Source organism: Microvirga sp. RSM25, assembly GCF_044784385.1.
GTDB lineage: Bacteria > Pseudomonadota > Alphaproteobacteria > Rhizobiales > Beijerinckiaceae > Microvirga > Microvirga tunisiensis.
This window is the reverse complement of the sequence record NZ_CP173039.1, coordinates 3,698,350-3,711,523: the sequence shown is the minus strand read 5'-3', so window position 1 is coordinate 3,711,523 and position 13,174 is coordinate 3,698,350. Positions and strand designations below refer to the sequence as shown.

The 13,174-nt window shown below is 60.1% G+C and carries 16 protein-coding genes; 2 read left to right on the top strand and 14 right to left on the bottom strand.

The window, feature by feature from the left end; all coding sequences use genetic code 11:
• The first annotated feature begins 5 nt into the window (after positions 1 to 5).
• Positions 6 to 413, top strand: coding sequence for a response regulator (locus ACD578_RS17725; RefSeq protein WP_404287070.1), 408 nt, complete (start codon positions 6 to 8; stop codon positions 411 to 413).
• 58 nt (positions 414 to 471) lie between these two features.
• Here the strand turns inward: ACD578_RS17725 and ACD578_RS17720 are convergent, their stop codons facing one another.
• Positions 472 to 1,206 (bottom strand): PRC-barrel domain-containing protein, encoded by a 735-nt coding sequence (locus ACD578_RS17720; protein ID WP_404293924.1) that lies wholly within the window; start codon positions 1,204 to 1,206, stop codon positions 472 to 474.
• Between the two features lie 321 nt (positions 1,207 to 1,527).
• Between ACD578_RS17720 and ACD578_RS17715 the strand changes: the two genes are divergently transcribed.
• Complete coding sequence (locus ACD578_RS17715) at positions 1,528 to 1,749, top strand: DUF2934 domain-containing protein (RefSeq protein WP_404287068.1); 222 nt, start codon at positions 1,528 to 1,530, stop codon at positions 1,747 to 1,749.
• A 419-nt stretch (positions 1,750 to 2,168) separates the two neighbouring features.
• On the opposite strand, the gene ACD578_RS17710 is transcribed toward ACD578_RS17715, so the two are convergent.
• The 13 genes from ACD578_RS17710 to ACD578_RS17650 all read right to left on the bottom strand — a co-directional run bounded on the left by ACD578_RS17710 (position 2,169) and on the right by ACD578_RS17650 (position 12,851).
• Positions 2,169 to 2,405 (bottom strand): hypothetical protein, encoded by a 237-nt coding sequence (locus ACD578_RS17710; RefSeq protein WP_404287066.1) that lies wholly within the window; start codon positions 2,403 to 2,405, stop codon positions 2,169 to 2,171.
• A gap of 345 nt (positions 2,406 to 2,750) precedes the next feature.
• Positions 2,751 to 3,023, bottom strand: coding sequence for a hypothetical protein (locus ACD578_RS17705; protein ID WP_404287064.1), 273 nt, complete (start codon positions 3,021 to 3,023; stop codon positions 2,751 to 2,753).
• Positions 3,024 to 3,051: 28 nt separating this feature from the next.
• Complete coding sequence (locus tag ACD578_RS17700; RefSeq protein WP_404287062.1) at positions 3,052 to 3,396, bottom strand: hypothetical protein; 345 nt, start codon at positions 3,394 to 3,396, stop codon at positions 3,052 to 3,054.
• A 236-nt stretch (positions 3,397 to 3,632) separates the two neighbouring features.
• Complete coding sequence (locus tag ACD578_RS17695; protein WP_404287060.1) at positions 3,633 to 4,001, bottom strand: hypothetical protein; 369 nt, start codon at positions 3,999 to 4,001, stop codon at positions 3,633 to 3,635.
• Between the two features lie 356 nt (positions 4,002 to 4,357).
• A complete protein-coding gene (locus tag ACD578_RS17690; RefSeq protein WP_404287058.1) occupies positions 4,358 to 4,615 on the bottom strand; it encodes a DUF6894 family protein in 258 nt (85 codons plus the stop codon).
• Positions 4,616 to 6,741: 2,126 nt separating this feature from the next.
• Positions 6,742 to 7,662, bottom strand: coding sequence for a ribokinase (locus tag ACD578_RS17685; RefSeq protein WP_404287056.1), 921 nt, complete (start codon positions 7,660 to 7,662; stop codon positions 6,742 to 6,744).
• A 33-nt stretch (positions 7,663 to 7,695) separates the two neighbouring features.
• Positions 7,696 to 8,142, bottom strand: a complete 447-nt coding sequence (gene rpiB, locus ACD578_RS17680; RefSeq protein WP_213566088.1) for a ribose 5-phosphate isomerase B — start codon at positions 8,140 to 8,142, stop codon at positions 7,696 to 7,698.
• 65 nt (positions 8,143 to 8,207) lie between these two features.
• Entirely contained in the window at positions 8,208 to 8,999 is a 792-nt protein-coding gene (locus ACD578_RS17675; protein WP_404293922.1) for a transporter substrate-binding domain-containing protein, read from the bottom strand.
• 34 nt (positions 9,000 to 9,033) lie between these two features.
• Positions 9,034 to 9,789: an amino acid ABC transporter ATP-binding protein gene (locus ACD578_RS17670; protein WP_404287053.1), complete on the bottom strand. Its 756-nt coding sequence runs from the start codon at positions 9,787 to 9,789 to the stop codon at positions 9,034 to 9,036.
• Between the two features lies 1 nt (position 9,790).
• A complete protein-coding gene (locus tag ACD578_RS17665; RefSeq protein WP_404287051.1) occupies positions 9,791 to 10,459 on the bottom strand; it encodes an amino acid ABC transporter permease in 669 nt (222 codons plus the stop codon).
• Positions 10,460 to 10,469: 10 nt separating this feature from the next.
• Positions 10,470 to 11,153: an amino acid ABC transporter permease gene (locus ACD578_RS17660; RefSeq protein WP_404287049.1), complete on the bottom strand. Its 684-nt coding sequence runs from the start codon at positions 11,151 to 11,153 to the stop codon at positions 10,470 to 10,472.
• 16 nt (positions 11,154 to 11,169) lie between these two features.
• Positions 11,170 to 12,102 (bottom strand): NAD(P)-dependent oxidoreductase, encoded by a 933-nt coding sequence (locus ACD578_RS17655; RefSeq protein ID WP_404287047.1) that lies wholly within the window; start codon positions 12,100 to 12,102, stop codon positions 11,170 to 11,172.
• A complete protein-coding gene (locus tag ACD578_RS17650; RefSeq protein ID WP_404287045.1) occupies positions 12,099 to 12,851 on the bottom strand; it encodes a FadR/GntR family transcriptional regulator in 753 nt (250 codons plus the stop codon). The genes ACD578_RS17655 and ACD578_RS17650 overlap by 4 nt, the downstream gene beginning before the upstream one ends.
• Positions 12,852 to 13,174: the final 323 nt, after the last annotated feature.

Genomic DNA, 13,174 nt, shown 5'->3' with positions numbered 1-13,174 from the left:
GAGGATTGATCCCCATTCCACCCGACATGGCTGAGAAGAAACCTGACATTCGCGCGCTCATTCTCGTTGTCGAGGACGAAGCTCTTGTCCGCATGATGCTGGTCGACGTGCTGGATGATGCTGGCTTCAAGGTCATGGAGGCGGCTCACGCGGACGAGGCGCTCCATATTCTCGCGGCCGCTCCCGACGTCCAGGTGGTCGTCACGGACGTGGAAATGCCACGCGGGAGCATCAATGGCTTCGAGCTGGCCCGCAAAGTGCGTGATGATCGGCAGGATATCGGTGTTGTGATCGCATCCGGACGCGTGGCCCCCGCACCCGGGGATTTGCCGGAGGGCGCCTATTTCGTCGAAAAGCCGGTTCGTCCTGAAAGACTGCTTAACCTGATCCGATTGCTGCTCCTTCAGGCCTGAGTGCGCCACGAAAGAGAGCGCTCGTGGCACCGAGGCATGAGCGCAAGCCTGTACTCGGTTACGGGCGCCCTGCAAAGAGCGCGTCGTTTCGCGTGCGCCATGCGTCGTCCGACAGCCACTTGTAATCCTGATCAGGCATGTGCGGGATAGTCTTCACCTGCGCCTCCGGCATGGGGAGGAAGAAACTGTCTCGCTCTTGTGAGACCTTGAGGGACCGGATCGGCACGACGATGCTGTCCTTGCCGGGGGTGAAGAAGCCTCCTGAGGCCACAATCGCGTAGTCGCGGCGGTCCTTCGTGCCAAACACGATGTTCCTGACCTCGCCGACGATCTTGTCGTCGGCACTGCGCACCTCGGCGCCGATGATCTGGTCCGCCCTCAAGCCCGGGGCAAGCTCCTCAATGTTGATCAGCGGCTTGGCACCCTTGTCAGCACGGCGACCTTGAACGGCGCCCCGCTGGACCTTTGGCTCGCGTGCGCTCATCTGCGTGTCTGCATCCTCCTCGTCGTTGCCGCCCAAGGAGTTCATTGAAGGTCCAGAGAGCAGTTCGCGGATATTGCCCAGGAGGCGCTCGCAATCGTCATGACGCCCGTACGACCAGAGCGTGATCGCGGCGTCGCGCAAGTTGCGCAGGTCACGAACCGTCTGGCGATTGGCCTTCCCGCGAAGTTCGGGCTTTTGCAGGATGGCTTCTTCGAGTTTGGCGTCTGCGATCTGGCAGTCGGCCATCGCTCGCGTGACCCCGAGCGTGCTGAGGAGAGCAACTGCAAGGAGAATTCGTGCCGGTTTCATCATTGGTCCGATCTATGGGAGAGCCAGGTTGACAGGCAGAAGCCGGCTTCTGCCGCCAGCCAAACGTGTCTGGAGCAGTGCACCGCATTGCGATGTCGGTACGATTTATATGGTAAACCTGAGATAGGTTTTATAATAAACCAAGAATGTTCTCAGATAAAACATAATATTGCGGAAGGTTTGTCGACGTATACTACACGTTTTAGACGAGGATTATAGCTAAAAAACTTTAAGTTTATTACTAATATATCCCTTCCCGCCCTCAATAAGCCATCGTGCAGGCCGCATCATTTCGTTAGAAAACGAAGGAAAGGCTATGATATGGAACGCCATGCCAATGAGACACAGGACCGGGTACGACTGCGCGCTTACGAGCTCTGGGAGCAACACGGCAGCCGCGAAGGCCATGAGGCAGAGTTTTGGCACCAAGCCGAGCGCGAGCTGAGAGGTGAGGCAAGCAGTAGCGACACCAGCAGAGGCGTCAGCGCGAATGCAGCTTCGGCGAGGAGCGGTTCCGGATCGGATGGTCCGGGCAAGGTGTGATGACCGAAAGCACGCAGAGGTTCACAGCGGGCAGGTTGGTCCGCAGCATTCCTCTGCGTCATCGTTGCGACTGGTCCGCGTCACGCATCTTCCTGCGCATGATCCCGACAACTCGACGCGTTGAATAGGATCCCTTCAGCAGTTGATGCATGAATATGCTATCGCTTGCCGTGTTGTTCGCACCCGGCCATGGCGAGTCTCCATCGTTCGGCAGTGCGCGGGCGAGATCATCTGAGGCATGGGCGGGTTCGTGATGCGGTCGTCTGGTCTCTCGAAACTGGGCACTCTCGACGCATGCATATTGAAGTTCGCGAGCATGAGCGTAGCTTGCGCGAGCTCGTATGTGATCTCGCAGCCAACGCGAACCTGCATGATCTCTCCTCAGCGATGGAGCAGGGTGAGATTTGGGTTGCTTTTGATCATGATTGATCCTCGCCCGGATTGCGCCGGCAGACGCCTCTCGTGTGCTTCTCGATGGCCGCCAAAGCGGCATCAAGGGATGCGAAGGGGCCATGCTCGATGCCGGCCATGGTCTCCAGAGCATAGCCTTCCGGGTCGATTGTAAACTGCTTGGCAGATACTTCCGTGATCCGACCCATGGGACGGCCGAGTAGGTCGGTCAGATTCCACGCCTCGCCCTCAGCGATTGGTGTCACGATGACATCCAAGCTTTCCTCCCGTTTCAGCGCTACGGATAGAGATATCTGAACTGCCAGACTCACTACAACGCTCGTAAGCGCAGGATGGTCCAGAGAATTCCCAGACTCGCCGGCGGAGAAGGAAGTGTCTACAAGTCCAGCAATCTTTCAATGACCAAATCGTCTCTCGTTGGAGTGGGCTCGTCTTCGATGTTAGAGGCGTTGCGCGTTCGGCGTAACACGATGCAGGTCGAGAGCTTTGCGCCTTCCCAATCGTCGCCGACCGCGCTCCGCAACGCTGGCCGAGTATCCTCTATCCAGCGTCGGTTCTGCCAAGATCAGTTCAGAAGGCCGGTTAATCGATCATGCATTGTGAGATCCCGAAGCATCCCGCGCCAGTGCGGCGTCGAGAGCTTCCGGCGTGACAGGGATCGCTTCGAAGGACCCTGTCCCACCGTGGCGCAGGGGGAGAAAGATCACGGTTGCAACACGATGGTAGGCCAAGAATGATAAACCCTCGATAGGCTCCTCATCAGTCTGGACCGTGTAGCTCCCGGCTGGTTGTGTCTCGTCCAGTCCATCCAGCGAGAAGGGCCGCGCGAAGGTAATCGACTTGGATGTGGTGCGCAAACTCATGGCCATACTCCGTGATGCAAGAGGCAGCCTAGATCCCGACCTTGTCGGCGCACGCAACTGCGACGAGGCGATTGCCTTCCGACGTACCAGGCATGGTTGCCCAACCATTCTTCATCACGATGTCGCCTCGCTCGTAGGAGGAAGCTGCTTTCAAGAGCACAACCCGCTCCGCGAGCTGCGGATCACGCTTAGATTGGTCGACGCAGATTGAAGTCAGCGCTGCGACCACATCGATTCGCGATTGCTCTGTGGCGATCTGCCGGGCTGTGCCGCTTGTCACCCACCCGCCCCAGTTGAAGCCGATCACCGTCACGGCAATTGCGCCGCACGCCACGCCGTAGAGGCCTGGCTTCAACCATTCCGGGGTTTTCATGAGATTATCTTTCGGATCAGGCAAGAAATTATCTTCTCACCAGAAACAAACAATAGCACGTAATACTACTCTAGGTGTTAGTTTTATTTTCGCTATTAATCGCACGTATCTTCTCAATGCGACTCTGAAGCTGCAAAGAAGTAGTTTATAGTGATGATATCGGTAAATAATTAGCAGCGCCGTGATTTCCGCCACCGTCCGGTTGCGGGTTTCACAGCCGTTGAGGCTGACAACGATCAGGGAGACTGGGCGTCAAGGAGGGCAATACGACCAAGCTCGACTCTGATCGCCAGGGCCGTCTTTGCCCCAATGCCGGGGAGCCGTTCGATCCGGTCCGCAATAGCGGTGAGCTGGGCAATCGTCGTAATGTTTTCTCGATACAGCACATTCCAGGCGTTGAGTGGTAGACGCAGACCTCGAATGGGTCCCTCGCAGTCGTCAAAAAGACCCTTATGCATCTGTTTCTCTTTTCGGTTTGATGATTGGCTCGGAAGGGAGTGGGAGCGGGCAGGAACAGCCCAGTTATGCTCCGCAACCCGTGCAGCCTGTGCTTCCTTGATCAGGATCACAGTGCTGGTCGGGAAATCAGGCAGGCGACGAGGCATAGCCGAACTCCGCGACACAGGTGGGAGCGCACGTCTGCCTGGGTTACTGACACCAGTCAGGCACAGGTCAGCGTTCGATTATAGATGTGCCTCTATGGAGCGCATTACCAGGACAATTAAATAAAAACAAAATTTGACTTATCTCGGATCGTTTCCGTCAAGATGCCGCACAGTTTATCCATATGAACCAGAGACAGAGCAGGCTTTATGTGAGCAGGTGACCTTCATCGGGTTTGTTTTTATTTGCCCCTACGGATCCGTAAACTTAAAGTGCCCGCTTCTGGCGGGCACTTTTTTGCTTCGTGTCTACCATTTTAGGCAAGAAGATCGGCTTGCGGGTAATTTGCGGCTCTCTGTCAGGTGTTTGCTGTAGAGCCTTGGGACGGACTTTCCACGACCAGCGACAGCGTCACTCGCCAGACGATCCGTCCGGCCACGTCCTTGACATCGACGGTAAAGTCGCGCCGGTCCCCGTCCGGCATTTCGTCCTTCACAATCTCGGGGAGAGTTTTCTTGGCTTCCTCCTTGGCCGCTTCAAGGTCGTCCAAGTCCAGCCCTACTCGGTCGGGCGTGAAGTCCTCGCCATCATGGATGTCGAAGAAAAAGCGAGGCATGGGGACTCCGGCGCATGAGAACGCTATCCGTCAACGCCGAGGGGCTCGCCCCCTGTTCCAAACGAGACTGTCTCTCAAGCTGCCCACATTCCCAGGACGCCAATCACCTGAGCCATCCTGTAAGGCTTGGAGAGGATGATCCCGCCGGGGACAGGCTGCATTTGCTCCGCATAACCTGTGACATAGAGGACCGGCAGATCGGGAAAGCGCTCGCGGTAGGCCCGCGCCACGGCCTAGCCGTTGGCTCCAGGCAGGCGTATGTCGGTCAGTAGGGCATCAAGGGGGATCCCGTCTTGCAGAAGCCTCAGAGCGTTTCCACCAGTGGCTGTTTCGATGACCTCGAACCCGGTCTCGTCCAACCCCGCTACAGCCATCTCGCGAACAAACGGGGGCCGATCCAGTTTCAGCGAAGGACCGCTATTGGCATGGGGCTGACCTTAGCCGTACTTCCGCAGTGCTGGGATAAGCGGACCTTCGGGCCGACATCCGCTACCACTCAGTTTGAACCACAGGAGACATTCCGGTGGTCGGGCGGAAATGATCCGCCCCATCCTGGAAGAATGCCAACCTGTTCGAGAGGCGGCGGCCGGCGTTGGTGTCAGGGAGCGCATCGCCAGCAAAATGGCTGGCCCGCATCAAGGCGGAAGAACCATGCAGGCTAATTGATGGAAAGGTGAGCTGCTGGACCAACGCTGACGCCAAATGGCGTAGGCGAAGCTTCCCCCTTTCCAAGGAGTATCGGCGGTGAATGAACGGGCTCCTGCACGCGCTTATCTGGCCTGAAGGCAACAACCGACCGAAGAGGCACGCCTCAGGGGCAGAAGTAGCCCCGCGCACTGTCCGAAATGCATCGTGCTCCATTGGGGAGGATGACCCCACCTGCTCCGTCGGGCGGGATATAGGCCCCGGTGGAGATCGTGAATCCGCCATCAGAAGCGGCAGGCACGGTTGAGCCGTCCGGCAGGGTGAACTTGCCATCCCTGTATGTGATGTGCCGGGTGTATCCTGGAGGAAGACCCGCCGGGATAGGAGCTGGGGGCACGGGAGGTGCCGCCTGTGTCGACCCGAGATTGGCTGGCGGAACGGGCTGGGACGGCGGCTCGCTTGACGAAACGCAGCCTGACAGGACAATGCCCATCAGTACGATTGCCGGCACTCGCATCAAATTCCTCCGCTCGGTCAGCGTTGGCTCCGCGCCGAAGATAGCGGAGTGGATCCCGATCTGAAGCAGAAAATCGATCTGCTATCGTTGACGTTAATGACTGTCGCCTGTCCACGGGCGTTACCATCACCTTGGCGATTTACTTCCCGTCGACCAAGCCGAGCAGATCATCATCTGACGAGGTCGCCCGCGCAATCCGCTCACCCACTGGGAAAAGTCCAGGGACCGTGATGGTACCTAGACCGAAGGGAGCCGACGCCAGCTTGGAGGCAGATTGCGTCCGGAATGGTCAGTAGCTCTTACTCGGGCGCTCCGGAGAAGAGCAGCTAACTCAGCCAGAGCAGACGCGCCCGAAAGGTAGGGATCAGCAGGTACTGACCCGTTTGGTACCATCCGCCTTCCACAACAGTCGGGACAGCACGCGGGGCTAGACCCATGAGCCAGAACACCTCAGGGCGAGGTTCCGCGATTATGCCAAAGTCGCCATTGGGACACTTGAGAACCAGAGACTGGAGTCATGCTGGAAATGTCGGTCATGGCCTATATGACAGCACGTGGCACATCATGGCACTGAGCCGAATTAAGTGCGAGGGGTTAGCGGCAGGGGATCCGACCCCTCGAACCAGGCGTGGGTTGCGGCCTCGCGAGCGGTTCGCGCATCTTGGAAGCCATTATCGGTGATCGTCTCAAAGCCGCAGACGTGGCACTGAACAGCGGCGGCGAAGCAACCATCATTCGTAGCGAAACTCAGGATGGATGCTGCGTCGCAAGAGCACCGTGGGCAGAGCGCTTGGCCCATTTGGCCTTCCTTTCCCTAAGCAAAAGACGCCAGCAGAGGCGAGTTTAATCCATATGGTTCCGCTTTCAAGCCAGGAAAAACGCGACGAACTTGTGCGATGCAAGACGACGGGAGATCCGGGTCAAAACACTCGCGATCACCTCCGCTGCGGACCTGGATTGTCACCTATCCAGCGCGGGCTGTTCCGAGTTGCTCGCGGGTTGGCATGCCGGCCTGCGCGCCATGGGCAAGGCAAGCCAGTGATGCCGCGTGAACGGCCCGTTGGGGAGCGCTCGTGAAGGGCATGGCCTCATCCAGGCCATTGGCCAGGACACCGACGAAGGTGTCACCGGCTCCGGTCGTGTCGACCGGCCGGATCGGCTCCGCTTCGGCACGCTCGCTTTGCCCTTCAGGATGAAACGCAAATGCTCCCTGCGCACCCGCAGTGACGACGCAAAGGCATCCGCTTCCCGACAGATGGGACCCGGCCTTCCTGAAATCGTCAGTCTTGCAACTTAGGAGTGTTGCCGCTGCGATCGCCTCGTGCTCGTTGACAACAAATATGTCCGTTGCGCCGAGGAGATCCGAGAGATCCCTCGCCGCAAACGCTGGTGGAGCCGGTGCAAAGTTCCAGATGACGCGTCCGCCGGCTGCACGCACATGCCGGGCGACATTGAGGGATGCGAGGAAGGGGACTTCCATCTGGAAGACCGCAACCGTCGCGGCATCTACCTGGAAACTCTGGGCCGCCGCTTCCGTAATCGAGGCATTTGCCCCGCTGCCGACGGTAATCGCATTCTCGCCACGCTCGTCGACGGTGATGAAGGCGCAGCCGGTCGGCTCTGCGACGCTGGTAACCAGATTGTCCACGACACCGTTGCGAGCAAGGTTGTCGCGTGCCGATTGGCCGAAGGCATCATCGCCAATACAGGCGACGATTGCCGCCCGATGCGGCAACGATACCCGCGCGGCAGCGACCGCCTGGTTCGCGCCCTTCCCGCCGAACAGGGTCTCGTAACGCGGCGAGAGGACGGTCTCGCCGGGCCGTGGGATCGACACCACGCGGGCGACCAGATCAATGTTGATGGAACCGAAGACAAGGATCATGTCACACGCGCCTGCTGTCCAATCCGGACGGAATCAGCCTTCGGCATCCATGGCGTGGAGCATTTCCACGCGGCGACGGCAGTCCTCGTCGGTAGAGAATTCCGCCGTCAGGTAGGACTCAACGAGATCCTGTGCGAGCCAGGAGCCGACGATCTTGGCGCCGATGCACATCACGTTGACGTCGTCGTGCTCGACCGACTGATGCGCCGAGTGGATGTCGTGGCAGACAGCGGCGCGAATGCCCTTGACCTTGTTGGCCGCGATCGACGCACCGACGCCGGTGCCACAGACCATGATGCCGCGCTCGGCCTCGCCCGATTTGACTTTTCCGGTCAGTGCGCGGGCGATGTCCGGAAAATCGACGGGCTTGTCATCGAAGGAGCCTACATCGATGACCTCGTGGCCGAGCGAGCGCACGTGCTCGACTACCGCATTCTTGAGGGGCCATCCGGCATGATCCGACCCGATTACGACGCGCATTGGGTAACCTTTCCTTCATGGTTGCAGGCCGGGTGGCGCTCAGCGCCACCCGATGTCTCCCTGGCTCAGCTCCGCATCTCCTGGGGAAGCTCACTGCCATGGAATTTCTTGTAGATCTCGTTCAGCTTGCCGTTCTTCAAATTGGTCGAGATCCACTCGTTGAGCTTCTCGATCAGGCGCGGCTCGCCCTTGCGGGCACCGATCGCAAGGTCGAAGGTGCGGATGAGCACCTTGGGGTCGAACGTACGGGCCGGATTCTTGACGCCGATCTGGTTCACAATCGTCGCGGAAGTCGCGACGCAATCGGCCTGACCCGAGACGGCAGCCGTCACCATCGTGGCATCGTCGTCGAAGCGGGCGAGGGTGAGGTTGCGATCCTTCATGTTCGTCAGTTCGGTATCCTGTGTCGTGCCGCGGGAGACGGCGATGGTCTTGCCCTTCAGGTCATCCCAGCCCTTTGCCTCAACGGTCTTCAGGCAGCCAACAACGGACTGCAAGGCCGCATAGGCCTTGGTGAAATCGATCACCTTGGCGCGCTCGGGCGTGACCGAGAGGGTCGAGATGATGATGTCCGCCTTGTTGGTCTGGACGTTCGGGATCCGAGTCGCGCCGGTGGTCTGGACGAACTCGAGCTCAAGCCCAAGATCCTTCGCGAGAAGCTGCGCGGTTTCCACGTCCGATCCCGTCGGCTTGAGATTGGCGTCCATCATACCGGATGGCGGAATTGCCAAGTCGGTCGCGACGCGGATCTTCTTGGCCTTCATGATGTCGTCGAGAAGATCAGCATGCGCGGCGGTGGTGCCGAGCGCTACCATGCAGGTCATTGCGACTGCGGCAGCGGAAAGTGGGCGCTTCATCATCGTCATTATCTCCCTAGGTCTTGGTTATGGTTTAGAGCCCGGTGCCAACGAACTGGGCGAGTTCCGGAGTTGCGGGCGACGTCAGGATCGCGGCAGGTCCTGTCTCATGGACCTTGCCGCGATGCATGAACACCACCCGGTTGGCGATTCCTCTGGCAAACCCCATCTCGTGCGTGACCATCACCATGGTCATGCCGTCCGCAGCGAGCGCCTCGATGACTTTCAGAACCTCGCCGGTCAGCTCCGGGTCGAGGGCCGAGGTCACTTCGTCGAACAGCATCACCTTGGGCTGCATGGCAAGCGAGCGGGCGATCGCCGCACGCTGCTGCTGGCCGCCGGAGAGTTGTTCGGGATATTGGTGGAGCTTGTCCTCCAGGCCGACTTGGGCAAGCACCCGGCGCGCCTGCTCCTTCGCCTGAGCCTTTGCAATGCCCTTCACCGAGCAGGGGGCAAGCGTGATGTTCTCCTCGATGGTCAGATGAGGGAACAGGTTATAGCTCTGAAAGACGATGCCGACGTCCTGGCGCAGCGCTCTCAGATCGAGCTTCGGGTCGCTGACGCGATGGCCGCACACGACGATCTCGCCGCTGTCGATGGTCTCGAAGCGATCGATGCAGCGAAGGGCGGTACTCTTGCCGGAACCGCTGCGGCCGATGAGAACGAGGACCTCACCGCGATTGACCTCGAAGCTCACCCCGTTGAGCACCTTGAGCGCGCCGAAGCTCTTGTGCACGTTCGAAAGGCCGACGACCGATGAAGCGGCATCTGTTCTGGTGATCTTGTGCATGTCAGGCAGTCTCAAGTTCGATGCGAGCCGGGCCGCTCCGTGCTTCCAATCGGTGACTGAAGCGCGAGAGCGGATAGCAGAGGGCGAAGTAGATGACGGCGATGATGGTGTAGATCAGAAAGGGCTCGAACAGGGAGTTGTTGATGATCTGGCCCGACCGCGCGAGTTCCACGAAGCCGACCACCGATGCCAACGAGGTGTTCTTGATGATCTGAACCATGAAGCCCACGGTCGGCGGCGTCGCGATCCGGACCGCCTGAGGCAGGATGACCTTCATCATCCGCTGGGACCGGCTGAGGGCGAGCCCTTCGGCAGCTTCCCACTGCGGCTTCGGAACGGACTCGAAGCAGCCGCGCCAGATCTCGCCGAGATAGGCACTGACGAAGATCGTGAGCGAGGCGCCAGCGGCCATCAGGGGAGAGACAGTTACGTCGAGCGCCGGCAGGCCGAAATAGGTCAGGAACATGATGACGAGCAGCGGCGTACCCTGGATGAGCTGGACATAGCCGGCGCTCAGAACCCGCACGGTCCGGTTCGGCGAGATGCGGCAGAGGGCGACGATGAAGCCGGCGACGCCGCCGCCGAGAAGGCCTATGAGCGACAGGCCGATGGTCCAGAGCGCACCGTATCCGAGGAATATCAGGTGATTGGCATTGAGGGAACCGCCCATCTTGTCCTCCTCACAAAGGGGTGCCGAGGCGTCGACGACGCGGGAAGATCACGAGGCCGAGAAGCCAGAATCCGGTCCGCATGATCAGCGACAGAACGATGTAGACGAGCGCGACGAGAATATAGGTCTCGAAAGCGCGATAGGTGTCGGACTGAATGTAGTTCGCGACCGCCGTCAGCTCCTCTGCCGAGATCTGGGATGTCACCGATGAAGCGAGCATCAGCAGCACGAACTGGCTCGTTAGCGCCGGATAGACCTTTTCGATCGCCGGCCACATGACGACGTGCCAGTAGATCTGGGCGCGGGACAGTGCGAGGCCCTCGGCGGCCTCGATCTGCCCGCGGGGAATGGCGTCAAAGCCCGCACGGATGATCTCGGTCGTGTATGCGCCGACATTGATGGTGAGCGCCGCTGCGGCGACCGTGAAGGCGGAGAACTTCAACCCCAGGCTGGCGAGGCCGAAATAGACAAGGAAGATCTGGACCAGAAGCGGCGTGTTGCGGATCGCCTCGACATAGATGCCGCAAATGCGTGAGATCATTGGATGGTTACTGCGTCGTCCGATAGCCCCGAGAACGCCGATGACCGTGCCGAGCACCGTTGCGATGAAGGCGAGCTGAAGGGTGAGCAGTGCCCCGTCCAGGAAGGCCGGCCATCGTTCGAGGATCGCGGCGAAATCCAAGTTGAGGTTCATCGCAGGTGACCCCGAGCTAGGTTGCAGCTTGGTTCGTCATCCGGTCGTAGACCCGGAAGAGAGCTTGGTTGCCGTTCGTGCCTTCACCATGGGCGCGCGCCTCGACATACTGGCTGGTAACCAGTGCCGTGCCCGGCAGCGGAACTGATAGCGAGAGAGCCTGCTCCTGCACGAGGCGCAGGTCCTTGAGCATCAGGTCGATCCGGAAACCGGCGGATGCATCCCTGGCGATCATCGCCGGCCCGAGCTTGTCGAGCATCCACGATGCGGCCGAACCGCCCAGGAGCACATTGCGGAGTTGGTCGAGGTCCACGCCGGAGGCGCGGCCGAGCGCAAGCGCCTCGCAGATGGCTTGGAGGTTGATGCCGCAGACGAGCTGGTTGCAGAGTTTGACCGTCTGTCCGGCTCCAGCCTCGCCAACATGGGTGATCGTCGTGCCCATGGCCCGGAAATACGGCTCGGCACGCAGGAAGGAGTCCCTGTCGCCTCCGACCATGATCGAAAGCGAGGCATTCTTGGCGCCGACCGGGCCGCCGGACACGGGTGCATCGAGGAGGGCCACGCCCGCAGCCTTGAGGTCGGCATGCATGCGCCGCACGGCGACGGGGGAGATCGTGCTCATGTCGACGAGAAGCCGGCCGCGTGGCGGCGCGCTCAGCAGGCCGCCCTCGCCATAGACGATCTCCTCGACCTGTGGCGTGTCGGGGAGCATGGAAATGACGATGTCCGCGTCCCGCGCTGCGTCGGCCGGACTTTGGGCGCCGGTGGCAGCCTGGGCAACGAGGTCGTCGATGGCCTCCTTGCGCACGTCATAGGCGCAGACTGCAAATCCGGCCTTGAGCAGGTTGAGCGCCATCTCGCGCCCCATCGTCCCGAGGCCGACAAAGCCAACCGTTGCGCTGTGATCGGTTCGTCCCATCGTGTCTTCTCGCTTACGGACATGGGTCATGAGGCGCTCCGGGCATCGGACTCGCCGATCGCGGCGCGGCGACGGAAATCGTCGCCGATCGCGAAATGCTCTCGCAGGATTCTTTCCGCATGCTCCGGGTCTCGGCCGACGATGGCGTCAAAGATCCGGCGGTGATCCTCGATCAGATAGGTTTTCATGGAGTCGAAGACCTGAAGAAGCTCTCGGCGACCGCGATGGGAGCGCATCAGCATGCCGGACAGCGAGTTGTGCAGCACGATCAGCGTCTCGGACTTGCCCGCGTTCACGACGGCGCGGTGAAAGTCGAAATCGGCCGCGCTGCCGCCATCGGGATCGTCTATCGTCTCGACGATGCGCGCGAGCGCCTGCTGCAATTTCTCGAAATCGGACACGGTGGCCCGCTCGGCAGCAAGCCGCACGGCCTGGCATTCGATTGCGATGCGTGCCTGCATCACGTCGTCGATGACGTCCGACTGCTGCGCGAATGCGAACGTGAAAAAGTCATTCAGGACGGACGGGTCCGGGCGGCGAACGATGGTCCCGACCCGATCGCGGATTTCCACGACGCCGAGAACCGTCAGGGCGCGCAGGGCCTCCCGAAGAATCGGTCGGCTCACACCGAGCTGCGCAGCGAGATCGCGTTCAGGGATAAGCCGGTCACCCGGTCGCAATGAGCCCGCGAGCAAACGCTCGCGCAAGAAGGCGAAAACCTTCTCGAACCCTTTGCCGCCACTCTCCCTAAGCCGCGTGATTTCCAGATCAGCGGTCATTCGTTTTACCTTGGTCATACCAAAATACATACCACGGTCTTTCGGTCAAGAAAGAATCCTCCGTCCTGCCTGCTCCTGTGCAGGAATGTTAGGTGAGATGGCTCTCACGTTCCGGACTGCGATGTGGATGACCCGGGAAATCGTGAGGTCTCACGCGGCTGCGCCTGCTCCAGGTGGGGTTTGAACCAATTGGATTTGAGATGCAGATTGCAGTTGCTCGACGATCGAGCTCGAGATCGATCGCGAATTCACACGAGCAAAGGTCAGCACCTGGCACGGGGCTGACCTTAGCCGAACTTCCAGATAACGAGGGTACGCAGACG

Coding starts and splice junctions, on each gene's coding strand:
- ACD578_RS17720 (WP_404293924.1), bottom strand. CDS start 1,206: ATGAAACCGGCACGAATTCTCCTTGCAGTTGCTCTCCTCAGCACGCTC.
- ACD578_RS17715 (WP_404287068.1), top strand. CDS start 1,528: ATGGAACGCCATGCCAATGAGACACAGGACCGGGTACGACTGCGCGCT.
- ACD578_RS17705 (WP_404287064.1), bottom strand. CDS start 3,023: ATGAGTTTGCGCACCACATCCAAGTCGATTACCTTCGCGCGGCCCTTC.
- ACD578_RS17700 (WP_404287062.1), bottom strand. CDS start 3,396: ATGAAAACCCCGGAATGGTTGAAGCCAGGCCTCTACGGCGTGGCGTGC.
- ACD578_RS17695 (WP_404287060.1), bottom strand. CDS start 4,001: ATGCCTCGTCGCCTGCCTGATTTCCCGACCAGCACTGTGATCCTGATC.
- ACD578_RS17690 (WP_404287058.1), bottom strand. CDS start 4,615: ATGCCTCGCTTTTTCTTCGACATCCATGATGGCGAGGACTTCACGCCC.
- ACD578_RS17685 (WP_404287056.1), bottom strand. CDS start 7,662: ATGATCCTTGTCTTCGGTTCCATCAACATTGATCTGGTCGCCCGCGTG.
- rpiB (WP_213566088.1), bottom strand. CDS start 8,142: ATGCGCGTCGTAATCGGGTCGGATCATGCCGGATGGCCCCTCAAGAAT.
- ACD578_RS17675 (WP_404293922.1), bottom strand. CDS start 8,999: ATGAAGCGCCCACTTTCCGCTGCCGCAGTCGCAATGACCTGCATGGTA.
- ACD578_RS17670 (WP_404287053.1), bottom strand. CDS start 9,789: ATGCACAAGATCACCAGAACAGATGCCGCTTCATCGGTCGTCGGCCTT.
- ACD578_RS17665 (WP_404287051.1), bottom strand. CDS start 10,459: ATGGGCGGTTCCCTCAATGCCAATCACCTGATATTCCTCGGATACGGT.
- ACD578_RS17660 (WP_404287049.1), bottom strand. CDS start 11,153: ATGAACCTCAACTTGGATTTCGCCGCGATCCTCGAACGATGGCCGGCC.
- ACD578_RS17655 (WP_404287047.1), bottom strand. CDS start 12,102: ATGACCCATGTCCGTAAGCGAGAAGACACGATGGGACGAACCGATCAC.
- ACD578_RS17650 (WP_404287045.1), bottom strand. CDS start 12,851: ATGACCGCTGATCTGGAAATCACGCGGCTTAGGGAGAGTGGCGGCAAA.